General features: G+C 39.6%; 18 protein-coding genes. 8 read left to right on the plus strand and 10 right to left on the minus strand.

Annotated features, from left to right (window positions below; all coding sequences use genetic code 11):
* Positions 1–51 precede the first annotated feature (51 nt).
* From AWW68_RS11445 to AWW68_RS11465, 3 genes are all read right to left on the minus strand, one after another.
* Entirely contained in the window at positions 52–240 is a 189-nt protein-coding gene (locus AWW68_RS11445; RefSeq protein WP_068221106.1) for a hypothetical protein, read from the minus strand.
* A 266-nt stretch (positions 241–506) separates the two neighbouring features.
* Complete coding sequence (locus tag AWW68_RS11455; protein WP_068221110.1) at positions 507–1,646, minus strand: hypothetical protein; 1,140 nt, start codon at positions 1,644–1,646, stop codon at positions 507–509.
* Between the two features lie 385 nt (positions 1,647–2,031).
* Entirely contained in the window at positions 2,032–3,114 is a 1,083-nt protein-coding gene (locus AWW68_RS11465; RefSeq protein ID WP_157717624.1) for a glycosyltransferase family 4 protein, read from the minus strand.
* A 114-nt stretch (positions 3,115–3,228) separates the two neighbouring features.
* Here AWW68_RS11465 and AWW68_RS11470 point away from each other — a divergent pair, with 114 nt between their 5' ends.
* The 8 genes from AWW68_RS11470 to AWW68_RS11505 all read left to right on the plus strand — a co-directional run bounded on the left by AWW68_RS11470 (position 3,229) and on the right by AWW68_RS11505 (position 11,689).
* Positions 3,229–3,831, plus strand: a complete 603-nt coding sequence (locus tag AWW68_RS11470; RefSeq protein WP_068221125.1) for a sigma-70 family RNA polymerase sigma factor — start codon at positions 3,229–3,231, stop codon at positions 3,829–3,831.
* 8 nt (positions 3,832–3,839) lie between these two features.
* Positions 3,840–4,133, plus strand: a complete 294-nt coding sequence (locus tag AWW68_RS11475) for a hypothetical protein (RefSeq protein ID WP_185101260.1) — start codon at positions 3,840–3,842, stop codon at positions 4,131–4,133.
* A gap of 2 nt (positions 4,134–4,135) precedes the next feature.
* Positions 4,136–4,708 carry a guanylate kinase gene (gmk, locus tag AWW68_RS11480; RefSeq protein WP_068221129.1) on the plus strand — a complete coding sequence of 191 codons (573 nt, stop codon included), beginning with the start codon at positions 4,136–4,138 and terminating at the stop codon, positions 4,706–4,708.
* Positions 4,709–4,711: 3 nt separating this feature from the next.
* Entirely contained in the window at positions 4,712–5,287 is a 576-nt protein-coding gene (gene nadD, locus AWW68_RS11485; protein ID WP_068221131.1) for a nicotinate (nicotinamide) nucleotide adenylyltransferase, read from the plus strand.
* Between the two features lie 128 nt (positions 5,288–5,415).
* Positions 5,416–8,013 (plus strand): DUF5686 and carboxypeptidase regulatory-like domain-containing protein, encoded by a 2,598-nt coding sequence (locus tag AWW68_RS11490; protein WP_068221134.1) that lies wholly within the window; start codon positions 5,416–5,418, stop codon positions 8,011–8,013.
* An 86-nt stretch (positions 8,014–8,099) separates the two neighbouring features.
* Positions 8,100–8,756, plus strand: coding sequence for an ExbD/TolR family protein (locus tag AWW68_RS11495; protein WP_068221139.1), 657 nt, complete (start codon positions 8,100–8,102; stop codon positions 8,754–8,756).
* Positions 8,757–8,837: 81 nt separating this feature from the next.
* The gene (locus tag AWW68_RS11500; RefSeq protein ID WP_068221142.1) at positions 8,838–9,452 is read left to right on the plus strand and encodes a thiol:disulfide interchange protein DsbA/DsbL; all 615 of its coding nucleotides are present in this window, start codon (positions 8,838–8,840) and stop codon (positions 9,450–9,452) included.
* Positions 9,453–9,520: 68 nt separating this feature from the next.
* The gene (locus AWW68_RS11505; RefSeq protein WP_068221149.1) at positions 9,521–11,689 is read left to right on the plus strand and encodes an acylase; all 2,169 of its coding nucleotides are present in this window, start codon (positions 9,521–9,523) and stop codon (positions 11,687–11,689) included.
* 107 nt (positions 11,690–11,796) lie between these two features.
* Here AWW68_RS11505 and AWW68_RS11510 read toward each other — a convergent pair whose 3' ends face one another.
* The 7 genes from AWW68_RS11510 to AWW68_RS11540 all read right to left on the minus strand — a co-directional run bounded on the left by AWW68_RS11510 (position 11,797) and on the right by AWW68_RS11540 (position 24,211).
* On the minus strand, positions 11,797–15,327 hold the full coding sequence (locus tag AWW68_RS11510; protein WP_068221152.1) for a hypothetical protein: 3,531 nt from the start codon (positions 15,325–15,327) through the stop codon (positions 11,797–11,799).
* A gap of 243 nt (positions 15,328–15,570) precedes the next feature.
* Entirely contained in the window at positions 15,571–17,166 is a 1,596-nt protein-coding gene (locus tag AWW68_RS11515) for an FtsX-like permease family protein (RefSeq protein WP_068221155.1), read from the minus strand.
* A gap of 341 nt (positions 17,167–17,507) precedes the next feature.
* Positions 17,508–18,233, minus strand: coding sequence for a permease prefix domain 2-containing transporter (locus tag AWW68_RS11520; RefSeq protein ID WP_068221157.1), 726 nt, complete (start codon positions 18,231–18,233; stop codon positions 17,508–17,510).
* A complete protein-coding gene (locus AWW68_RS11525) occupies positions 18,223–18,564 on the minus strand; it encodes a PadR family transcriptional regulator (RefSeq protein ID WP_068221160.1) in 342 nt (113 codons plus the stop codon). The genes AWW68_RS11520 and AWW68_RS11525 overlap by 11 nt, the downstream gene beginning before the upstream one ends.
* A gap of 106 nt (positions 18,565–18,670) precedes the next feature.
* Positions 18,671–21,280, minus strand: a complete 2,610-nt coding sequence (locus tag AWW68_RS11530) for an ABC transporter permease (protein WP_068221163.1) — start codon at positions 21,278–21,280, stop codon at positions 18,671–18,673.
* Complete coding sequence (locus AWW68_RS11535; RefSeq protein WP_068221168.1) at positions 21,273–23,873, minus strand: FtsX-like permease family protein; 2,601 nt, start codon at positions 23,871–23,873, stop codon at positions 21,273–21,275. The genes AWW68_RS11530 and AWW68_RS11535 overlap by 8 nt, the downstream gene beginning before the upstream one ends.
* Positions 23,873–24,211, minus strand: coding sequence for a PadR family transcriptional regulator (locus AWW68_RS11540; RefSeq protein ID WP_068221171.1), 339 nt, complete (start codon positions 24,209–24,211; stop codon positions 23,873–23,875). The genes AWW68_RS11535 and AWW68_RS11540 overlap by 1 nt, the downstream gene beginning before the upstream one ends.
* Positions 24,212–24,256: the final 45 nt, after the last annotated feature.

The raw sequence follows: 24,256 nt of genomic DNA on the forward strand, positions 1-24,256 counted from the left end.
TTATTTGATTATTAACTTAAAACCAAACTCTCAAAGTATTCTTCATACCCATCAATGGTTTTTTCCATAGTGTACTTCTCGAAGACGGTCTTTAGAATCTTTTCGATAACATGAGTCTCTGTTTCTCCATCTTCCAGTACTTTTTTCTACATCCTTAGTTTTCAGGCCAACTAATCCCATTTTTTTACCAATCTCATTGAGGTACTGGTTGAATTGTTCCCAATAGTCTGATTGCCTCATATTCTACAGCTTGTCTAAAATCTAAATGCTTGCCATACTGTTCCATGTATTCACTTAAGCCCTGATTTTGCCATACCTTCCTTTTGTAGTTTGTGTAATAAGAAGATAGTGTTCTGTTAAAAAAAAACTGGAAGTTTTCTGATTCTCCACTCTTAAGTGGCAGAAAGGTAAAGGCTTACCTTCAGTATCTTTCACTTCAATTTGTTGGGCAAATGGTAAAGATGAAAAGCCGACTAAAAGAAGTAGGCTTATCAATAGTTTGTGCATTACGGAGATAATTTAAATCGATATACAAATAAAGATTCATCGGTTTCGCTGACATGGCCATCGGCATAGTAGTAATCGCCAATTTTACCAATAACTCTGAATCTTTGGGGTACTTCAACATCATGGGTTAAAACCTCGCCTTGGTAAACCTGCATTTTCGTATGACCATTTTTTCCATTGGGATGGTAGATTCGGAAAACCATGTTTTCATTAGCCCATAAGCTAGCATAATAGCTTTGGTCCATTAGGTCGCTATCCCAAGAGTCGATGGCTTCTTCAACTGTTCTAGTCCTTTTGTATTCATATTTGAAGCCTTTACCAGATACGCCAAACTTCTTTACCAATTGGAGATTTTCGTCATAAATATGGATCAAAGAATCTGTCTGAAAACCGACTATTAGATGATCTTTTAAATGAGTCAAATCTAGCCCAGCGAAATTTGGAATAAACTTATTTTCCAAATAAAAGCTTGGCCAGTTAACTCCCATTTTTTCAAGTTTTCCACTTTCTATGTTGAACTTACCTATTGCATAGGTATCTGTATAGAACTCCTCGTCTTGATAAGCATTCATTTCAGGGTGCTCTGTAATGATTGGTAGGTAAAGAAAACCATTATGAATGCTGGTAAAATTGCTTTGTATATTGGGGTTCCAATCTATGGTGTACATTCCTTTGTCTTCTGCATTGGGATTGGCTAAAAGCTCTTGGCTTGAGGTTTGACTGTCCCAATCGAAAAGTTTGAATGAAAGCTTAATGGAATCATTCTCAAACACATTAAAGCCGAAGTTGTCTATCATCAAATAGTTTGAGCCAGGAGCTTCTGCGATATAGTTGATGCTTCGCACTTCATTAGGACCACTGCCCTGTCCTCCGTACATTCCTTCGAGCTTTAAGCTCTCGTCAAAGAAATTCACTGTATGATCAACTAAGTCTAGGTAAACAATCTTGTTGTTGATGAGCTCTAAGCGACCCAAACCCGAATATTTTTCTGGTGCTAGAGAGACACTATCAATTTTAATCTCTGAAACGAGACTAGTAGCAATCTCGCTTATTATGGGAGTGTCTTGTTGGGTGACTTCTTTTTTAGAACAAGCCCAAAGTATAAGTAAAAGAAGGAGTGAGTGTTTATTGAATTGCATTTATACAAGTATAATTTTCAATCATCTCTTTTGCAATAAGAAGATAGCTTTTTGTAGACTTGAATAAAGCGGGGCTTAAGCTTCTCGAATCAATTTTAGGTTATACTCCTCATTTTTTGAGAGCGTGTCAATGCTTCAGTTTCTTTTTCTGTTTTGACTTTTAGACTGAAGCCCATAAATGCCTGTCACGATAAGCGTACCAAAAAGGAAAGCCAAAATGTAGTGCGACCATCTTTGACTGTTAAAGTCAAACCATGTTGGAAAGAAATAAAAGGCGAAATATGTTAGTATTAGCAAGGTTTGAAAAACCTTAATAGTCTTTGTCATCAACACGTGATGTAGTGTGTTTGGTACTCCTTAAATCTATAAATTTTACAACAAAGATTTATCTCACTAAGCTCTCAAAGTATTCTTCATAACCATCAATGGTTTTTTCCATTGTGTACTTCTCGAAGGCGGTTTTAAGACCATTAGTTATCAGCTGTTGTCTTAAAGAGTTGTCAGAAAGTACCTTTTGAATTCGTTCTGCTAAACCTCCAATGTCTTCGTTTTCGAATAAAAAGCCATTTACTCCATCTTCTATTACATCAGGGATTCCGCCAAAATTGGTTGCTATTACAGGACATTCCATGGCCATGGCTTCTACCAACACCAATCCGAAACCATCCATTGTAGAGGCTAGAACATTTACATCGAGTAATCTATAGATGTTCAAAATATCTTCAGGCGGAACTTTGCCTAAAACATGCACTTCATTCTCAATGTTGAACTTGTCTAAATAGGGTTGAATTTGCTCGGGCGAGATGCCTGCGAAAATGAGTTTAATGTTAGGGTCATTTAGCCTTGCTATTGCTTCAATTAGTTGAGGCTGTTCTTTGAATCTGGAAATGCAGCCCACCACCTTGTCTTCAGGTTGAAGGTTTAGTTGCTTTCTGAACTGCTCTACTTTTTCTTGGCTCCACTGTTCAAATCGCTTCTTCGGAATACCATTATGGATAACCTTAATATGATGCTCAGGATAGCCCTTTTCAATAAAAATCCTTTTCAGGCCATCACTGATTACAACAATATTAGCTGTGTTCTTTATGTAAAACTTGCGTTGCAGCCAACCACCAGCACTCAAAGGGTTTTGTCTGCGTGTATGTACTATCTGAACTGGAAGATTAAACCTCAGTTTAGCGAAAATACTGGTGTATCTGTCGTGACTAGATTGAGCATTGATGATATCAATTTTTTCATTTCGAACTAAATCACGAATCTCTCTCCAATTCTCAAAATCGAACTTCCCTTTAATGCGCATGGGGACTCGGGTTACCCCTGGGTGTTCAATCAAGTCCCAAATAGGCATTTCTTTTCGAAGCCCTGCAAATACTTTGTGTCCACGATCGGCCAGGCCTTTAGCTAAATAGGTGATAGAATATGTGGAGCCTGCCATGCCTCCTTGATAAGTCAGAAATAGTATTCGCAAACCTTTTGATTTTAATCTATGCCGCAAACTTACGACAAATAGCCTTTTCTGTTGTATGTTTGTGTTCGGTGTCTTGCGCTTAGACACTGGTGTTTAATTTCTTAAATTTGATGCATGTCTGAAGAAACCGAACAAGAGCAACAAGCTCGTAGACAGGATTACTCAGAGAAGGAGAAAACAGAGATTTTCGATGGAGAGTTCATGCCACATGTAGACTCCATGTACAACTTTGCCTTTCGCCTTGCTTTTGATGAAGATGATGCCAAGGATTTGGTGCAAGATACTTATTTGAAGGCATTTAGGTTTATCAATTCATTTGAGCGTGGAACTAACGCAAAAGCATGGTTGTTCCGCATTTTGAAGAACAGCTTCATTAATGAGTATAGAAAGAAGAGTAAACAACCGAATAAGGTAGACTATAACGAGGTTGAACAATACTATAACTCAGACGATGTAGATGAAAGCTTCACTACTGACTTAAGGGTTGAGACTGTACAGCATATGATCGGGGACGAGATTTCTGGTGCTTTAAATGGCATACCAGTAGATTTCAGAACTGTAATAATATTGAGTGATTTAGAGGGCTTTACCTATGAAGAAATGTCGAAAATTCTCGATATTCCGATTGGAACAGTAAGGTCTAGACTGCATAGAGCCAGAAACATGATGAAAGAAAAACTGGCCGGTTACGCAAAGGAAATGGGGTATAACAAATGAGTGAAACAATGTCGGAATTCTCAGTATGGTTTAAGGACACATTCAAGAAGTGCTACTGCGAACAAGGAAATTTGATTGATGAGAAGCAGTTTGCTGAAATTGTTCAACTGGTGTTGGATAATGAGGCTGACGAAGAATCAAGAACGATTTTCGAGCAAAAAATTAGAACCTGTGTTAAGTCTAACATGTCTTACGAGAAGGAAAAATCAATTAAACTCGAGATTAAAAAGAAACTCTGCGAACACAAGGCTGAAATGCCTACCAACTTAGTTTCTACTATTCGCAAGAGCGTAGACCTTTAAGCATGACATCCGGAAAGGCCATTATTTTCACTGCGCCATCAGGCTCAGGAAAAACGACCATCGTAAAGCATCTGCTTGCCAATAATCCGCAACTAGCGTTTTCAATCTCTGCTTCTACAAGAGATAAACGTGGCAGGACAGAAGAAAATGGAAAAGATTACTACTTCCTTTCTAAGGAAGAATTCAAATCTAAAATAGACTCTGACGAATTTATTGAATGGGAAGAAGTGTACACTGGTAATTATTACGGTACACTCAAATCTGAAGTAGAAAGGCTTTGGGCCCTAGGTAAAACGGTACTCTTTGATGTGGAAGTTAAAGGAGCCATGAACCTTAAAAAATACTTCGGAGATCAGGCTTTGGCTATTTTTGTTAAGGTCCCATCATTAGAAGAGCTTAAGAAAAGACTAACTGGCAGAGGTACAGAGTCTCGCGAGAGCATGTCGCAAAGACTGTATAGAGCCGAGTTTGAGCTTACTTTCGAAAATAAATTTGATATTACCCTTCTCAACGAAAACCTAGATGAGTCTTATGAAAAAGCTCAGGTTTTGGTAGATGAGTTTCTAAATGCTTAAGCTGTGCGAGTAGGTCTTTTCTTTGGTTCTTTTAATCCCATCCACATAGGTCATTTGGTTATTGCAGATGTAATGGCCGACCAGACAGACCTAGAGCAGGTTTGGTTTGTGGTTAGCCCGCTGAATCCTTTTAAGAGCAGCAGTTCTTTGCTTCACGAGTTCGATAGATTAAAGATGGTTGAATTGGCCATTGAAGATAATTTCAAGTTCAGGGCTTCTGATGTTGAATTCAACATGCCAAGACCTAGCTACACTGCCGATACACTTGCCTATCTTTCAGACAAATACCCTCAGAATGAATTTAAGCTCATTATTGGGGAAGATAATTTAGTCCATTTCCATAAATGGAAAAACTACGAATCGGTACTAGAAAACTTTGGATTGTACGTTTACCCTCGCCCTCAGGTAGATAAAAGCAAAATCAAGATCAAACACGAGAATATTAAATACATAGACTCGCCAATGCTAGATATCTCTGCTACTTTCATAAGAAGTTCAATAAGAAACGATCACTCTGTTCAGTATTTGCTTCCCTCTCCCGTAATCGATTACATTCGTTTTAAGAAGTTTTATCAATAATCTTCTGGTTTTTAGCTAAACTGAAGCATACCTTTTAGCCGCTTATTGCGTCTATAAACTGTAAACTCAATTTCCGGGCAGAATTAACTATTGGTCTGTATTTTGCTCGAAAGTCAAAAACTCAAACCATGCTCAAAACCTCAACAATTCTTTTCATGGCCTTGATTCTATGTGGTCAACTTAGTGCTCAGGGTATTAAAGGAAATATTAAAGACAATGAAGGCAAACCCTTGCCATTTGCATCTATTTATGTGAAACAAGCAGGGACAGGAACAAGCTCTAACCTTGAAGGAGATTACGAGCTTCCCCTAAAGCCAGGTGCTTATGATGTTTCTTTCCAGTTTATGGGCTTTGCTTCAGAGCAACGCAGAATTCAGGTAGGCAATGGTTTTACCACCCTAGATATTACACTGAGGCCTCAGGTTTATGAGTTGCCAACGGTGGTGGTTTCTGGTAAGGCCGAAGATCCTTCTTATACCATAATGCGAAAGGCCATTGCTAAGGCTAAGTATCATTTGCTTCAGAATGACTCCTACACTGCTCAGGTGTATATGAAAGGTACCGGTCAGTTGACTAAAGTACCTTGGTTTTTAAGAAAGACGTTGGAAAAAGAAGGAGTAGATACCAGCAGGGTTTTTACATCGGAATCAGTGAGTGAAATTTCTTTCGAGAGACCGAATACGTTTTCTGAAAGAGTGATTTCTGTACGTGCTTCAGGTGAAGATATGGCCAATGCCAGTCCCAACTCATATATTAATAGCAGCTTCTATTTACCTAAGGTGGTAAATGCCATTTCTCCATTGCACCCGCGAGCATTTTCGTACTACAAATTTGAGTATCAAGGAAGCTTTAGGGAAAATGGCTATGAAGTGAATAAAATCAAGGTTACTCCAAGGTCTAAGGGAGATGATGTGTTTGAAGGGGAAATATATATCAGAGAAGACTTCTGGAATATCTACTCACTGGATCTTAAAACGAGTATTTATGGGTTCGAAGTTCAGGTTCAGCAGATTTTTGCCCCAATAGAAGATGAAATTTGGATGCCGGTAACTCAGCAGTATGAGTTTTCTGGACAGATTTTCGGAGTGGCAGGAAAGTATAGCTATTTGGCCTCTGTGTCTAATTATGAAGTGGTGGCTAATGCCGACTTGGATGCGGCTGTAGTATTGGTCGATGAAAAGATAGAGCCCACGCCTGAAGAAATTGAAGCGATTAAAGAAAAGAACTTGGAGGCTGGTATGGAGCAAGTCTTTGAAGAAGAGAAAGAGGTGTCTAGAAAGCAGTTCCGAAAAATGATGAAGGAATATGAGAAGCAGGAGCTGGAAGAAACAGAAGAGCCCGATGTTATCTCAGATTATAGTTACAAAATGGATTCGCTTGCTGCCAAAATGGATTCATTGTATTGGGAGTCTATCAGGCCAGTGCCATTGACCTCTAAAGAAGTGGCAGGTTACGCCAAAGACGATAGTACGTACGTTGCAGAGAAAATTCAGGCTGAGGCTGATTCTAATAAAGTTAGAAGCGGTCAGAAGTTTAAACCTGGCCAAGTACTAACCGGCAGCTATTACAAATTAGGAAAAAGGTTGAGGTATGATTTTCCTGGCTTCTTAGAACACATCCATTACAATGCCGTAGAAGGGCTGAACCTAACCTTTACAGGAACTTTTCAGTGGAGAAATGATACAACTACCAGACTAAGAATTTCCCCTTTCGTTCGGTACGGTTTTGCTAGTGAGCAGCCTTATGCTAAAGTAGAGAGCGTATTTGGAATAGGAAAGGCGGAAGAGAGGAGTACTATCAGAGTTTCTGGTGGTAGCTACGTAGAGCAGTTCAATCCCGGTATAATCGATCCGTTAGTTGGTTCGTTGTATTTACTCTTGCTAGAAAGAAATTACGCTAATCTTTACGAAAAGCAGTTCGCCAAGGCAAGCTTCGCCAGAAGGTTTAAGTATAGATATACCCTTGGAGCAAGTGTTGAATATGCGAATAGAAGTGAGCTATTTAACAACACAGATTATAGCTTCTTTGATAGAGATAATAGGAGGTTTAGTGATAACGCACCAACTAATTTTGAGAACAGTGCACAAGGGTTTGAAGATAATACCGCGTTAATCACCAATGTAACTTTGAGGGCCAGGCCTTGGGTGAAGTTTAGGAAATACAACGGAAGGCTGATTCCTATTTATGACAGATCTCCAGAATTTCTCCTTACGTACAGAAAAGGTATTAATGGGTTGGGGAGTGAGGTTAATTTTGACCACCTAGAACTTGGTTTGAATGCAGAAATGAACCTTGGAGTCAGGGCAATCATTGATGTAGATGCTGAATTTGGTAAGTTCTTCGGCACCCCAACCTTGGAGTTTATGGACTATAAGCACTTTAGAGGTAACAGGCTAGAGGTGAGTCCGATGGATGTGACGGGTAGTTACCGCATGCTAGACTACTACAAATACAGCACCGCCCAAGAATATGCTTCCATTCTAACTCACATTCGTTTTAGGAAGTTGGCCTTTACTCATATTCCTGCAGTTCGATTATTGGGAATAAAGGAGAATCTATTTGTGAATTACCTGCACACGCCAACTTCTGATAACTACATGGAAGTAGGTTACACAATAGATAACCTGTTTCGTATTTTCAGACTGGAGTTAGTTCAGTCATTCCAAGGATGGAAAGCCAAAGACTTTGGAGTTAGAATAGGCGTTTCTTCCATTTTCGATAACTAGAGGGGAGAATTATTCAGCGAATCGATAAACAGTTTGATTTAAAACTAACATTATAGTTAATTAACTATGTATTTAATTTTAAAGCTATGTCGTACCGAAAAGATCGCCCTAAAAATGAAGTTAATGCTGGCTCTATGGCCGATATTGCCTTCTTGCTTCTCATCTTCTTCCTAGTAACCACACAAATTGCAACCGATAAGGGTTTGCCTATGGTGTTGCCGCCCAAAACAGATGTTATTACGGATACGCCTATTAATGAGAGGAACATATTAAAAATCCAGATTAATTCCTTAGATCAGCTTTTAGTCGAAGAAGAACTTTTAGAAGACATTTCTCAATTGAGAGCAATGGTTTATGACTTCGTGCTAAACTTTAGAAGTCCTAATGCCAAGAAAGTGGTAGATGATATTAGTGATGTTGAAGTGTTCAACTCACTGCCACCTTCAATGAAGAGTCATATCAGGGCCAATCTAGGAAAAGACACTTCGTCTGATGGGCCAAGTAAGGCAGTAGTGTCAATTAAAACCGATAGGGGAAGCACTTATCAGAAGTACATTGAGGTAATGGATGAAGTCTTTGCCGCCTATTATAAAATCTATGGAGAGAGGGTGGGGCTATCAGCCGAAGAGTACCGTAAGCTAAATAGAACTGATCCTGAGCAGAGGTATTTATATGACAAAGGCAAGCGTGGAATTAATAAGGCAGTTTCTCTAGCTGAGCCAACCAAAGCAGCAGAAAACTGATTAAACCATCTTTAGGCCTAATCTTTGTTTTGTCTTTCAATCGAATAGCTTTTGACCTATTTTCGCAAAAAAAGAACAGAGATGAGAAAAGTAGCTTTAGTCCTAACTCTAGTTATTGTCGGTTCCTTGGCAATGGCACAAAGCAGGTTTATAGAAGGTCAACACTATGAGGTGGTGGCAGAGAAGAAATCTGAGGAGCCAACTGTTACAGAGTTCTTTTCTTTGTTCTGTGGCCATTGCTTTAGCTTCGATCCGTTCATAGACTCATTACATCACTCTCTACCTGAAAGCGTAACTTTCGAGAGGTCTCATGTAGATTATATACCAAGAGATAATAAGGCGGTGAGTTTTGGTATTGTAAAGGCTTACAATGTGATGCTAGATTTAGATATGGAAGAGAAGCTTAGAAGAACATTCTTTGCAGCCATTCATGTAAAGCAAGAAAATATAGATTCAGAGGCCAAGATCAAGCAGTTGTTCTTAGATCAGGGAGTTTCCGAGTCTAAATTTGATGCGTTGTATAACAGTCAATCGGTTATTAATAGAGCAAAAGCTATGTCTGAGCTATGGGTAGAAAGGCGTATCGATAATGTTCCTACCATAGTGGTAAATCATAAATATAAGATCAACCTGTCGAGCATGAGAACCATGGATGATCTTAGGCAGATCACTAAGTATCTTCTAGAGCAGAAATAAGCTCCATTCACAAAATCACTATTGCAGAATAGTAAATCTTCCATCAAATTGAGGGAAACCTTAATCTGATGAAGAAACTATCTTTCCTTTTTCTTTTAGCCCTAATTATTTCCTGCCAATCTGAACCGCAAACAGAGGTAGAGAAGTGGGAAGAACAGGCTGCTCGGGTCGAAATTATCCGAGACGACTTTGGTGTTCCTCATATTTATGGAAAAACCGATGCAGATGCTGTATTTGGTATGCTCTACGCGCAATGCGAGGATGATTTTCCAAGGGTGGAAAGAAACTACTATTGGGCCATTGGCCGCTTGGCCGAAGTAGAAGGAGAGCAGGCGCTTTATTCAGATTTGAGAGCTCGCCTATATATGACCATCGATGAAGCCAAGGAAATGTATGAAGATGCTCCTGATTGGCTGAAAGAGCTTTGCGAAGCATATGCTGATGGCATTAATTATTACCTCCATACGCATCCGGATGTAAAGCCTAAGGTTTTAACGAGGTTCGAACCATGGTATCCGTTGTTCTTCTTTGAAGGTTCAATTGGTGGAGATATTGAAAGTGTTTCAACAAGAGGAATCGCTTCTTTCTATGGGCAGGGCAAGGAGATAGCCTTGGCAGACCTTACCGAAGAAGTAGATATCAATGAAGAGCCTAAAGGTTCAAATGGCTTTGCCATTTCTGGAGAGCATACCGCATCTGGCAACGCCATGTTGCTGATTAACCCACATACTAGTTTCTACTTCCGTGGAGAATCTCAAGTGGTTAGCGAAGAAGGCTTAAACGCTTACGGAGCTACAACTTGGGGGCAGTTTTTCATCTACCAAGGTTTTAATGAGAATAATGGCTGGATGCATACTTCCACTCAAGTAGACTTCAAAGACGATTTCTTAGAGACTGTAGAAGAGCGAGATGGAAAACTTCAATATAAGTATGGTGAGGAGTGGAGAGATGTATGGACTTCTGAAGTAACGCTAAAGTATAAAGATGGAGAGGAAATGAAGGAGAGAACTTTCCCTTTGTACAGAACGCACCACGGGCCAATTACAGGGAAGTCTGGAGATAAGTGGATTGCAACCGCCCTGAATTGGGAGCCTGTTGATGCACTAATTCAATCTTACAAAAGAACCAAGACTCAGAACCACGATGAGTTTTGGGAGATGATGAAGATTAGAAGAAACTCTTCAAACAACACCGTTTATGCCGATGCCAACGGAACAATTGCCTACTATCATGGTGACTTTATTCCAAAAAGAGATCCTCAGTTCGATTATTCGCGCCCTGTTGATGGTTCAGACCCCAGAACTGATTGGCAAGGAATGCATGAGCTAGAAGATATTATAACAATTGTAAACCCTGAGAATGGCTGGATCCAAAACTGTAATTCTACACCATTTACGGCTGCGGCAGAGTTTAGTCCAAAGCAAGAAGATTATCCTTTCTACATGGCTCCTGATGAGGAGAATTTCAGGGGAGTACATGCAGTTCGTGTACTAAGCGAAGCCAATGATTTGACACTCGATGGATTGATTGACTTGGCTTACGACCCTTATATTCCTGCCTTCGAAAGAACTATTCCAGGACTTATTTCAGCTTTGGATAAGAATCCAGCTAAGAAACGGCAGTTAAAAGAGGCTTATGATATTCTAAAGGCTTGGGACTTTGCAACAGGGAAGGAGTCTATTGCCATGACGATAGCTCAGTTCTATGGAAATGCTTACTACAGAAGTGGTCAAATGCCAAGACAAGGCAATGGTATGGAGCGTTTCGAATACTTAGGAAATGGCCTGGCTGATACTAAGAAGATTGAAATTTTAGAGACTGCATTGAAGAACATTGAAGATGATTTTGGGACATGGAAATTACCTTGGGGTGAGTACAACAGATTCCAAAGACTTTCGGGAGATATAGATTTGAAGTATGATGATGACCAACCGAGTATTGCTGTGGGTATGGCCTCTGGCAGATGGGGAGCTTTGGCTTCTTTCGGAGCGAACACTCATGACACCAAAAAAATCTATGGCTCTTCAGGAAACAGCTTTATTGCTGTGGTAGAATTTGGAGATAAGGTAAAAGCTAAGAGTATGTTGGCTGGTGGACAAAGTAATGATCCAAATTCACCTCACTTCGATGATCAGGCTCAACGCTATGCCGATGTTCAGTTCAAGGATGTAGCCTATTATAAAGAAGATGTAGTGGCCAGGGCTAAGGAAACCTACAACCCTGGAAGCAGGAAATAAATAAGAACGTCATTCAGAGGGAGGTACGACCGAAGAATCTCCCTAGTCAAGTAGGTTCTTTGCTTCGCTCTGAATGATGTTATATTTTATGTCACCAAATCTTACCCTTACCTGTGATATTCCAGGTTGATGATTCTGAACTTGTTTCGATAGTTCTTCATAAAGTCATTATATACCTCCGATGCTGAATAGTAGAATTTAATTACATAATCATCTTTCGGTTTATCTGTCTTCATAAAGATGGTTACGGCTTTATCTTCCAATAATTTAGTTTCCAGAGGGTAATATCCTTTATTAAAATACTCTTCAATACTCTGGTCGAATTGTTCTTGACTGGTCGCAATTTCTCGTTTAACATCAGTAAAGTTTCTGCTGGAGAAACTAACAAAGTTGGAAATGGTGACATTACGAGGGTAATACTTGGTATTAGCCGAAAGTTTAATGGTTTCAGCACCCTTTTTACTATCTGAATCAAAGCCTTTAATCAATGCGTTAGCAGTGCTGCTAAAGGCGAAAATGCCATATGTCTGTTCAGAATTATTAGAGAGTAGCATAAGCCACTGATCGCGATAAGGTATTACATCAACAAACCGATGTGTGCTTCTGTGTACAGTTTCATACTCTTTTTTGACATCTGCCAAGTTCTTCTGTGCAATCAATCGGTTATTGCTCGAAAGTGAAGGATCGAAAACGGCCAGAAATTCCTGATCATTATTAGCCAAGTCCTGAAAGAGAGCTTTGTCCTGATAGTCCAGCATCAGGGCCTGTACCTCTTCTAAGGAAATAGCCCTTTCTAAAGTCTGGTCAGACTTTCCTTTTTCTAATATCATCATCCACCTTCCTTTATGGGTGCGGTATGGCCAGGAAACACTACAATAGCTATTGAATGCTTTAGAACCATCGCAAGTAGCCTTGTGCAGGGTTTCAATGGAAGGGTGTTCCATTTGTCTGGCTTTAGCAACAGAGGCTAATTTGCCAACCTGTGGTTCAAGGAGCAGCTGAAAGCTAGAGTTGCTGAAGGCCGAGTCCGCAGTGGTGAGCGATCTGTATAAGGCCATGCTATCGGCATAAGAGAGCATTTCATTAGCTCTTTCAAAATCTTGAAGAGCATCCTCGTATTTGCCTTTTCTAAATTTTAACCAAGCTGACTTGCTTAACCCAAGGCCGAGACTTCCTGAAAGTGAGTCTATTTTTAAGATGAATTGATTAATTCTTTCGTCCTGATCTTCCTTGGTCAATAAGTATTCAGTGAATTCAAGTGTGCCATTCAGGTCGTTAGGATATTTCTTCAAGTGAGATTCATACCTCTCAATCATTTCTCCGGAGCTTGTAGACTTACTAAGCAATATATCTCTTAGGTCTTTAGCTGCCGCTGTTCTAGCCCTATCTAAGTATTTGGCTGTTTTCTTTGCAGTTACTAAACCCTCGGTTTCCATTTTATCAATTAGCTCAAGCTCCTCTCGGTACGCTTCTCTTTTGGCATCCAATTCTACAGATAGCTCTTCAATTTTTTCATTGGCCTCTGCATGGTGTGCATATATACTTTGAGCCTTTTTGAAATATTCCAGAGCGAGTAATTTGTTCTCTTCATTTAATTCTTGATTGCCTTTTTTTACCAGTTCTATAAACTCTTCCAATTTCTCGGTGCTTTCAATGAATATGGATTCGGCCTGAGCTGGTAGTTCAAGAAACGAGTGCTTTCTAGTGAAAGCCGAAAGCTCAGAAATGGCTTTTCTACACTCGTTCCACTTTCCGTCTTGATACAAACCTTGAACATTGCTCATTTGCGTATCGAAGTCTTTCTCAATCGCACGGACATATTTTCTGCTGTCTGCATAAAGCTTTTGAAGTGGTGTGATATCAAAATCCTTTGAGCTTTTTTCATTTACCTCACCTAGTCGGTTTAGATCTTGATGGATTTTGTTCACTAATCTGTTCAGTTGCGATTCTTCGGTAGAAAAGGCGAAAAATAGCATTTGGCCATCTACATAATAATCTTTATTGAAGCCAGGTATGGTTCTGCACAAGGTAGTATTGTTCTGTTCGTAGCAATACTCATCGTTCCAGGTGAGGATAATATTGTCTTTATCTATCCCCAGTTTTTTAAAATTAATCCCCTTTTCAATGGTGCTAAAGGCTTCATTGTCTGGCAAGATTTCCAGCATGGCAGTGGGTATTTCTACATCTATGGTGTTGAGGTCTATATTGAACCGGTCCGGAAATTTTCGAAGGTCTACTGAAATGCCAATCCATTTACCATAAACCTGTTTCATGTTATTGCGGATGGCCAATTCTAGGTTGTCTTGCAAGGAAAAAGTACTGCCTACATTGTTTAGTTTTTGGGTTTTACCAGACATTCGTTCATGGTCTATTTGACTGGAGTAGCCTTTTGGAAATAGCCGCTGGCTAGAGATATAGTATCTAAATTCATTTTTCAATCTCTTTGGGCTATAACCTCCACCACTACCAGGATCTGATTTATCTAGCATCACTTTGGTACTTTCACCAGAATCGGTGAAAATATTCATCATACCTTTCGCCAAATTATCCCAGCCGACAAGGAAAGATTTCATTCGTTCTGCCTTGGCTTTACTGGCATTTATTCTAGCCATAAATGCTTCATCTCTTCTGGTTTCTCTTTCAGCATTATAGCCAGAACCTGAAGTGAATATTTGAGCCAATTGAGTGAACCCATTATTCCAGTTCTGCTCAATTTGTTGCATCCTCTGCTCATAGGTCTGGTATTGAGGTCCGTTTCTTAGGTTTTGGATCTCTTGCTTTCTCTTCTGCTCGCGTTCATATTGAGCTATTTTGGCATCATACTCTCGCTTATTTAGATCAGTGATTTTATTGACAATTTGGCCTTCGAGTGTTTCTGCTCTTTGAAGTAAAGATGCACTGCCCGCCTTAACGGCAGCATCTTTCGCTTTTTTAATGTGATCCAGACCTTGCTTGACAGTGTTCACATTGTTGGCTCCGTATGATAGGTTAGCTTTAGATATCCAACTTTTGGCTTCATCGGCATAGGCTTTTTTGCCTTGTTCTTTGAACCACAAGTCTAACTTCATGGCTATATCTCTGCCTATGCCTTCGGATAAATAGGTGATTCTTGCGTCATCTAGGCGTGCTTTTTTCCATACATCGTTGTCGCTCAGCCCGTTTGCGTTCTTGTATTCCTTGAAGAAGTCGGTTGCTTCTTCTGATTCGTAGGTGTCAGTTATTCCGACCAAACGATCTGCCTGAAAGCTGTGAACTAATAAGGTACTTATATCATCGGGGTACGAAGACACGCTTATTTCAGCACCAATTTGCTTTGACTTATCCGTTACGTAGTATGGGAAGTTGAAATAATCTCCAAGCTTGTTAAGGTCATAGTCATAACTACCCTTGCTAAATAGCTTGCCTTTATATTTTACCGTAGTTATTCTGATATTTTCCCATTTGGCTTTGATATATGGGTTATTAAGAAAAACAGGTTCTATAGCTATGGTAACATAGCCAGTAAGCTGAGTATTTCCACTTTTTACATCGTTGAAATAAATTTCCTGACGACTTGACTCTTGAGCTGAAAGATTCAGTTCTACGGTAAACAGAAATATGACAACGAGGAATTTGGACAGCTTTGGAAAATAATTCATGAAAGAAAACTTGTTCAGTTTATCCTTACCAAATTAACAAACCAAGGTAAAAGGTCAAACTAGAAGCTCGCTGCTAAGTTTTATCAACGTTTTCAAAACATCAAACTAGTGCATTATTTCAATCCATCAGAGTCTCTCTTAGAGGACTCTGATGATCGCAGCATGAATCAGTGTCCCTTGCAGGAGACACTGATTGAGCTAATCCACTGATTTCTGTTCCCCCGTTTCTCCGTTTTCTGATAGCTATTCAGTACGCAGATTCTTCACCGGATTGGCAATTGCTGCTCTAATTGAATGGTAACTTACGGTCAGCCAAGCTACAACAAGGGCAAGTGCTCCACCAAGTATGAATGAAATCCAGGTGTCGACCATTTCAATTCTATAAGCAAAGCTTCCAAGCCATTGACCCATTACCCAAACCGAAGCAGGAACTGCCAGAAGTAAGGATATGGCAATAAGCTTATTGAAGTCTTTTAACAGCAACCAAACCACTAATTGGGAACTAGCACCTAAGACTTTTCTTACTCCAATTTCTTTTATTCTATTGCCAATCATAAAGGTGGCAAGTCCAAATAGTCCGATACAAGCGATCCAGATGGCAATTCCTGAAAAGACTAAGAACATATCTCCAGATCGTTTTTCTGTTTCATAGAGTTCGTTGAGCTCTTCATCTAAATAGTTGTAGATGAACGTTTCATTAGGAGCCATTTGCTTAAATTCTTCTTCGGCACGAGCAACAATGTTACTGGCTTGTGAAGGATTGACTTTCAGTGTCATTATTCCTGCATTTCCACCTTGTGCTCCTTCAGTACTGAAGATGGCCATAGGCGTTATTTCAGTGTGAAGTGACTTGTAGTTGTAGTCTTTAATAACACCAACCACTTCGTAAATAATGTCTTGAGGGTTATTCGCTCCCTGAACATTAATGATTCTCTTGCCAATTGGGTCGTCTTGAATACCTAAAGCACGAGCGCCACTTTCATTCAAAATCAAAGAAAGGGTATCCTGAAACTCCCTGGAAAAACTTCTACCGGAAGCCATTTCTATGTTCATGGTTTGAATGTAGTCCTCATCAAAAACCGCGCAGTTGAGGGCAATAGATTCGTTAGAGCCTTGAGGCCTAAATGAAGCTCCATAATAGAAGCCATTTCCAGGCATGGCAGAGGTAATTCCTACAGAAGACACTCCCGGTATTGCAGAAAGCTCATTCTTGAAAGTCTCCATGTCTTGTACGGCAAAGGCTCTTTGAATGGTGACCAAATTGGTTCGGTCGAAACCAAGATTTCTATTTTGTAGGTACCTCATTTGTTGTCCTACGATTAGCGTTGAACAAATGAGTACTATGGAAATGAAGAACTGAAAAACCACTAAGCCATTTCGAATCCAGTAGCCTTGCTTGCTCTTGATGAGTTTGCCTTTAAGTACCACTACAGGCTTAAAGCTAGAAAGCACAAATGCTGGATAAATACCAGCAATAAGTCCAAGGGCAAAACTGAAGATGATAATGAGGCCAATGTTCAAAGGAGTGGCAAAACTCATAATGTCGATTTGCTTATCTAGGTAGTTATTGAAAGGGGAGATGATGAAGTAAACCAGTAGCAATCCGAGGGTTACACTGACCACGCTAACCATGACCGACTCTATGATAAACTGACTGACCAACTGTTTCTTTTCAGAGCCTAGCACCTTTCTGATGCCAACTTCTTTGGCTCTCTCGGTAGACCTTGCTGTTGCCAGGTTGATAAAATTCACTGCAGCTAGAGCTACAATGAACACCGCAATGGAAAGGGAAATATAGACGTAGGTAATATTCCCATTGGGTTCGAACTCAGCTTCCAAATGAGACTTTAGATGGATGTCGGAAACAGGTTGTAGGTAATAGTGATAGCCATTTCCACTGGCTTTAAATTCTTCGAATGAAATTCTCTGCTCTCTTTCTATTTGTCCGGCTGCATATTTTTCAACTGTTTCAACAAGTTTGTCATTGATAACCTCAGGTTCTACACCTTCTCCAAGGCGAAAATAGTTGTGAACCGAAAAGTTGATAAAATTGGCCTGTTGGAAAAATGGTAGGTCATCTAGGTTGATCAGAAAGTCGAACTTAAAGTGGGTGTTTTTAGGTGTGTTTTCAACTATGCCAGAAACGACTTTGTCTCCAATTCCGGTTTCCAGTATTTTGCCTAGAGGATTTTCTTGGCCAAAGTATTTAATTGCATGTCTTCTGAAAGAATGATTGAATTGGGCACATCGAAGATCTTTTCAGCATTACCATCCAATAGCTTTATCCCAAAGAATTCGAAGAAATTTGCCTGGCTAGCGATGATGTTGTTCTCCAGAAAAGTTTCATTGTTATAGGTTACATTCACCCCAAAGCCAGCTGGGAATATTCTGGTGAAGTCCTCTATTTCGGGGAAGTCCATTGCAGCTTGTTCTGCTATTGAAAATGGAGTGATGGCATAGTAAGAGGTGTGATCAGGATAGAACCTGTCGAGTGCCATTCTGTAAGTTCGATCTCCGTTGGGATGGTAGTTGTCGTAATTGGTTTCACTGTTTACATAGAGTAGGAGTATAGCACAAACGGCTATACTTACTGCCAAACCACCAATGTTGATGGCTGTATAAAGTTTGTGCTTGACCAAGTTGCGGAGTGCGAGTTTTGCGTTGATTTTGAACATGTCGTAAAAGATTGAGTTGTTGCTGAGTTTAAACCTTTTGATTACCGAAGGCCTGATCATTTTCAGTACCTCCTTTTTATATATCGCTTGTGCCTGCTTAGTGCCTAGCTCTTTTAAGTTGAAATAGAACTCTTCTTCAAGGTCTCCTTGTAGTTCATCGAAGAATTCATCTTTGCAAAACCACCGAAAGAGCCTTTGGTAGAATTCAGAAGGGTGTTGGCTACCATGCATATTGAAGCTCCAACCTTACTTCTGGTATCTGATTCCAAAGCCTGTCTCGGGTGTTTTTAGCTTCATGAAGTGCTTCCTTACCCTTGTTGGTTACTTCGTAATATCGCTTTGGATGTCCGCCACGAGCTTCAGTAGCTTCGCCTTGGCGTGAATTCAAAAAGCCCTTGTCTTCCAAGCGGCTTAAAGCAGTGTGAAGTGCGCCCCGGCTGATTTTTCGCTCCCCTTGTTTTTCAATTTCTTGTCTGATGGTTACTCCGTAAGCATCATCGCCTAAAACCAGAATGGTTAAAAGTGCAAGCTCTTCGAATTCACCTAAATTATTCCCTTTCATATCTACAAGTTCTAATTTGTAGACGAAAGATAAAAAAAATAAAGTTCTAAAATGTAGACTTGGTGTTGATTTGTTGATTTAGAAATGAGTTGATTTGGTTGTTAGGTTACTCATTTCTTAGCGATTCTGTGGGGTTAACCAGACCTGTTCTCCATGATTGATGTGCTACAATGCCCAAGACGATCGCCCAGGTTCCAATAACAGTGAGAAGTAAATGCGGGGTGGATATCTCAAGCTTTATGGCAATGGTGGGGAAAATCATCTCTCTAAAAACTAGGAATACAAGTGGCAAGGCAATGAGTGTGGAGAAGAATAGTGTCTTAAAAGATCCGCGTGAAAGCAAAGTGATTATTGATCCAATACTTGCTCCCAACACCTTTCTTATTCCAATTTCTTTGGTTCTGCTTTGTGTAGCGTATAGAGCCATACCAAACTGACCCAAAAGAGCAATTATTACGATGGATAATCCGGTAATGAAGAAGATGTTCATCATATTGAAAAAGGGTCTATAGTTACGTTCGATTTTATCTGCCACGAATTCTGTTTCAAGAGGTTTGTCACCAGCAATACTTAGCCAGATGCTCTCAAGCTTACTCAATACCTTTTCAGAATTTGCTGGCTGAAGCTTGATGGTGGCATACTTTGTAAGAAAGGTGTCTTTCAAGTTCCTGATCATTAATGGAAGGCTGTTGTCTTCCAGACCATCGCAGATGTAGTTGTCTAAGATTCCCACAATCCGAAGCTTTTCTTCAACATCATAATGATCAATGATTACTTCAGTATTGAGTGCGTCTAATGTTGAAACACCGATAGAGGCGAGGAAGTTTTCATCGACCAGAATTTCGTTGTTAAGCCCTTCGGTGAAGTCTGAACCTATGATTAACTGTGGTGAGTAAACTTGGCTGAATCTCTCATCGGTTGTAGCATATCGGGTTGAGAAAGTGTCCATTCTGTTCTCACTGAAGCCGAATCTTCTGGACATCCCGCCAGTTCCCGGTATTATAGAGGTAAAAGAGAAGTTCTCTATCTCTGGAATTTTGCTCAACTCTGCTTCAATTAGTTTCGGATCAACTTTTTTAAGCGGAAAGGCGATGAGGTCAGCAGAAGTAAACCCAAGATCTGTATTGAGTATCTGGTCTTTCTGATTCAAACTAAGGACTACAAACAGAATACAAAAGGTGGAGAAGGTGAGCTGAATGCCAACAAAGACTTTCCTTAGCGTTGAAATTCTAATTCCTTTTTTGTTGAACGACTCATTGATTGAAGCCAATGGTGAGATTTTCGAGAAATAAAGGGAAGGTAAGAATCCGGCAATAAAACCTACCAGCAAGCTGAAACATACAAACCAGGTGATGATCTCAACATTCAGCTGACTGGTAAAAAGCGCTGAAAATTCAGAGATGTACATCTCGAAAAACGGCACGAGGTATTTGTAGAAACATAATGCTAAGACAAGGGCCAGCAGTGAGAAAACCACTGTTTCAACCAGAATTTGACTAATGATTTGACCACGTGTACTGCCGTTGATTTTACGAATTCCAATTTCTTTGGAGCGTTGAATTGCCCTGGCAATAGAAAGGTTGGTGTAGTTAAATGATGCCAGCGTAATTAAAAGTGCAATTGGTGCGATGAGAATAATGAGGGCTGTTCTAGAATAGACATGCCTGTGATCTGCTATTAGCTCCTTGCCAAACATTATGTTTGAAACAGGCTGCAATTGCATGCTGTAGGTGTTGCCATCAGCCATTGCTGAGGTCATTTTATTACTGATCTGCTCAAATTGCGATTCTAGCTGATCGATATTGGAATTCTGGTTCAACTTGATGTAGCTGTAATAGCTTTGATCGTAGTTTTGCCACCTTTTTAGTACGGATTCAAATTCCTCAGGACTTATTCTACTTCCCAGAAATTCTATATTCGAGAGGAATTCAAAATTGAAGTGAGATTGCTTTTTAGGGGATTTGATTACGGCTCGAACAATGGCTCCAGATTTAGTTTGTTTGCCAATAGCACTTTCATCGCCAAAAACCTTCTGAGCTAGCTGGTCGGTTATAACTACTGACTGTAGATCATTGAATAGATCATAAGGATTGCCTTCGATCACTTCAAAGTTGAACATGTCGAGAAATTCCCGGTCAATAGGGTAGCCATTTATATAAATGTCCTGACCATTTACCTCAAAATACTCGTACATATTGGTTAGTATGATGGAGGAAGCTTCAATTTGAGGGATTGAGTTTAAGTACCATTTCAGGGCAAAAGAGGAGGTGGCCCATTTTGTTTTGCCATGAGGGCTTTCTACCGATGTAGTGATCCTATATAGTCTATCCACATCTTTGAAATCTTTGTCATACTGATATCCAGTATAGATCATGTTCACCGCAAACAAACAGATAGTAAGTGCAGCCGCCAATCCAAAAATGTTGACGGCACTAAAAACTTTGTTCCGCTTCAGGTTTCTGAAAGCCAATAGAAAGTGAAACTTCAGAAGGGAAGTATGAATAAATTTCGGAAGTTTCAATTCAATCTTTATTGCCGACATTCTCACCATCTTCAAAACCTCTTTCCTGTAGATAGCTTTTGCTTTTCTTTCTCCTCTGGTATTGGTGTTTTTATTGAATGATTCTTCTAAGTCGCCCTGCAGTTCTTCAAACAGACTAGAATGGCAAAACCATTTTAGAAGGCGAGTGAAATATTTAGGTGGCTGACTATTCATTTCTCAGAGATTCTGTGGGATTGGCCTTTGCTCTAGGTACAATGAGTGTAACAACCGTTATAACTATAATCAACACGAATATTAGTATAATGGAGGAATAGAGTTGAGGTGTTAGTGGGATGGGGTTTCTATAATCTCCCATTGCGTTCTTGAATAATAATGTAGCTATCGGGATGGCTATGAGCAGTGCAATGATGACTTGTGTTAAGGTTCCTTTAACAAGGTTGAAGCTTAAATGAGGTACAGAAGCTCCCAATACTTTCCTGATTCCAATCTCTTTAGCTTTTATGTTAGCGTTGAATATGGCCATGCCCATTTGCCCCATAAGTGTTATCAAAATTATGCACAAGAACACATAGGTGAATATTTTCAATACATTCCTTAATTCCGAGTATCTATTTCTGGCAAGGCTTTCAATTGACCTGAAGGTGAGTTGCTTTTCAGGAAATAGATTTAAAAACTCACTTTCAATTTTATCAAAGCTCTTTTCTTGATTATTGACCTTTACTATGAGTAAATTATTAATGGAATTAGGTTTTAAGATTACAGTTTCAGAAAAGTTATCTCCATTCTCTTTTCCAACAGAAACAATAGGGCTGTAGTTGGTGCTGATGGATTTTTCAAATACCCCAGCAATAGGGTGTAAGTTCTCTCCAGACTTGATGATTGTACCTAAGGCAGACTCTAGGGGAATGTTCAATTGATCTAGCAAAGATTGGTTGACCAACATCGATGAGCTATTGTTTTTAATGATAGATGCATTTAGTAGTTTCATTTCTGGTTGGTGGGTATGAAGAAATGAGGTGTCTGCCCAAGAGATGGAGGTGAGAATAGAGTCTGACTCACTCTCCGTTTTGATCATCATAAGCCCATTGACGTCATCTATCGGAATCAGTTTAGACATAAAACTGCTGGCTTCGACTTCAGGAATTTTATCTATTTCATTCTTTAAAGCTCTCAAATGTTTGGTAGAGTCTGGCCAGTCAAAATCTAGCATATATGTATCACGTATGTCCATACTCAGCTCTTCACTTTGATAAGTATCGTATTGCTTCCAGAATAAGCTTCCAAAAACAAAAACAAAGGCACTTACCGTAAGCTGTATTACTAATAGAACCTTTCTTAAGGTGTGAAGGCTAAAGCTTTTCTTAGATATTTTAGGTCTGAACAAATTCAAAGGAGAAATCTTTGATAAGAAGATGCCAGGTACAATTCCGGCTATTAAGGAGACAAGCAGGGCTGTGATGATAAAAACTAGAATGGTTGGTGCCGAAATTTGTGGGTTGAATCCAAAAGGAATTAAGTCACCTACATCTTTTGAAAACCAAAAGTAGATAAGGAAGCCAAGACCTAATCCTAAGAGGCCTAATAAACCTGTCTCAATAAGGAATTGACTGAGTATATGCGATTTTTTGCTTCCAATTACTTTTCGAACACCAATTTCCTTAAGTCTATGCATAGCTTTAGCACTGGCAAGATTGGTGTAGTTGATAGAGGCTATTACAGTCATTATTAAAATGAAAATGAGCATAACCTCAATGCCTTCGCTAGTCAATAAGTCTGACTGATATAATGAGGCCTTAGATAGCCCAAGAGTTGCCAAATTTTCGAGTTGAAACTTATAAGATTTGGTATCTAATGTATCGTTGATGTTGGAAGCAAACCTATTCAGTTTTTCTTCAATGATTTCTATTTCAGCATTATCATGTATCTCTATATAATTGACACGTGAGCGATCGACATAATACTCGTATTTCAGCTCTACGGGTGGAACATAATCGAGTTGATCATTATAGTTAAGCCACTCAAAACCTAAGTGTGATGTGAGTTTTGGCGATTCAAGCACTGCTGATATAATATGTCCGCCAAAGTCTTTTCCAATAAGGTCAGGCCCAAGTGAGTATTTGTCTACGAAATCTTTGGTTAAAGCTATATGCGAAGGGTTTTCAATAACCGTTTCAATAGCCCCTTCTAAAACTTTATAGTCGAGTAGTTCTAGAAAGTTAGGACTGGCTTCAATACTGCTGATGTCTATATCCCTGCCTCTAAAGCTCATTCTACGATTTAACTCTTTAAAACCAGTAGTGCGCTTTGCTTCTGGTAGAATGGTGTTCAAATAGCCATACAGATAAACAGGGCTATAAGATGTGAACTGGCTACCGTCCCTGTCATGGATATGTGTGCTTATCCTGTAAATATTTTCTTTGTTGGTAAAGCTTTTGTCTAGCTGATAAGCCGTAAGAATTGTGTTGGCTATAAATAGACAGACGCTAATAGCTGCAGCAAAACCAACTACATTAAGAATAGTGAAAGAGGTATTTCTCTTAATGCTTCTTAGGCTTAATATGAAATGCATTCGGAAAAGAGAGAGCTTGAGTTTTTTAGGAATAGGAAGTTTAGCTTGGATAACGCTTCCTCTCACCATCTTCAAAACCTCTTTCCTGTAGATAGCTTTTGCTTTTCTTTCTCCTCTGGTATTGGTGTTGTTAATGTATGACTCTTCTAAGTCTCCCTGTAGTTCTTCAAATAGGCTGTCATGGCACAGCCATTTGAAGATTTTCGTCCAGAATCGTGGTGTTTTATTGTTCTCCATTATCCTTGAATTTTTTGAAGTGCCACTTTTGGAACGCTGCTCCACAAGTCTTCTCTTAAAGACTTGGCTTCTTCCAGCGCGCTTTTGCCAAGGTTGGTTACCTGATAGAAACGTTTCCTACGGCCGCCTCTTTCTGCTGTTGCACCACCATATTCGGAATTGATGAACCCTTTTTCATCTAATCGGGTCAGGGCGGTATGCAATGCCCCGCGGCTTACGCTTCTGCCCGTACGTTTTTCAATTTCTTCCTGAATGCTTACCCCATAAGCATTACCTTCTAACACCAAAATGGTGAGAAGTACTACCTCTTGAAATTCGCCTAAGTAAGTGCCTTTCATTTTATTTAATTCTTAAATGGAGATGAAATATAGGGATTAAATTCT

The organism is Roseivirga spongicola (genome assembly GCF_001592965.1).
Lineage (GTDB): Bacteria > Bacteroidota > Bacteroidia > Cytophagales > Cyclobacteriaceae > Roseivirga > Roseivirga spongicola.

Coding starts and splice junctions, on each gene's coding strand:
- AWW68_RS11455 (WP_068221110.1), bottom strand. CDS start 1,646: ATGCAATTCAATAAACACTCACTCCTTCTTTTACTTATACTTTGGGCT.
- AWW68_RS11490 (WP_068221134.1), top strand. CDS start 5,416: ATGCTCAAAACCTCAACAATTCTTTTCATGGCCTTGATTCTATGTGGT.
- AWW68_RS11500 (WP_068221142.1), top strand. CDS start 8,838: ATGAGAAAAGTAGCTTTAGTCCTAACTCTAGTTATTGTCGGTTCCTTG.
- gmk (WP_068221129.1), top strand. CDS start 4,136: ATGACATCCGGAAAGGCCATTATTTTCACTGCGCCATCAGGCTCAGGA.
- AWW68_RS11475 (WP_185101260.1), top strand. CDS start 3,840: ATGTCGGAATTCTCAGTATGGTTTAAGGACACATTCAAGAAGTGCTAC.
- AWW68_RS11470 (WP_068221125.1), top strand. CDS start 3,229: ATGTCTGAAGAAACCGAACAAGAGCAACAAGCTCGTAGACAGGATTAC.
- AWW68_RS11530 (WP_068221163.1), bottom strand. CDS start 21,280: ATGAATAGTCAGCCACCTAAATATTTCACTCGCCTTCTAAAATGGTTT.
- AWW68_RS11510 (WP_068221152.1), bottom strand. CDS start 15,327: ATGAATTATTTTCCAAAGCTGTCCAAATTCCTCGTTGTCATATTTCTG.
- AWW68_RS11520 (WP_068221157.1), bottom strand. CDS start 18,233: ATGCATGGTAGCCAACACCCTTCTGAATTCTACCAAAGGCTCTTTCGG.
- AWW68_RS11535 (WP_068221168.1), bottom strand. CDS start 23,873: ATGGAGAACAATAAAACACCACGATTCTGGACGAAAATCTTCAAATGG.
- AWW68_RS11505 (WP_068221149.1), top strand. CDS start 9,521: ATGAAGAAACTATCTTTCCTTTTTCTTTTAGCCCTAATTATTTCCTGC.
- AWW68_RS11540 (WP_068221171.1), bottom strand. CDS start 24,211: ATGAAAGGCACTTACTTAGGCGAATTTCAAGAGGTAGTACTTCTCACC.
- AWW68_RS11445 (WP_068221106.1), bottom strand. CDS start 240: ATGAGGCAATCAGACTATTGGGAACAATTCAACCAGTACCTCAATGAG.
- AWW68_RS11495 (WP_068221139.1), top strand. CDS start 8,100: ATGTCGTACCGAAAAGATCGCCCTAAAAATGAAGTTAATGCTGGCTCT.
- AWW68_RS11525 (WP_068221160.1), bottom strand. CDS start 18,564: ATGAAAGGGAATAATTTAGGTGAATTCGAAGAGCTTGCACTTTTAACC.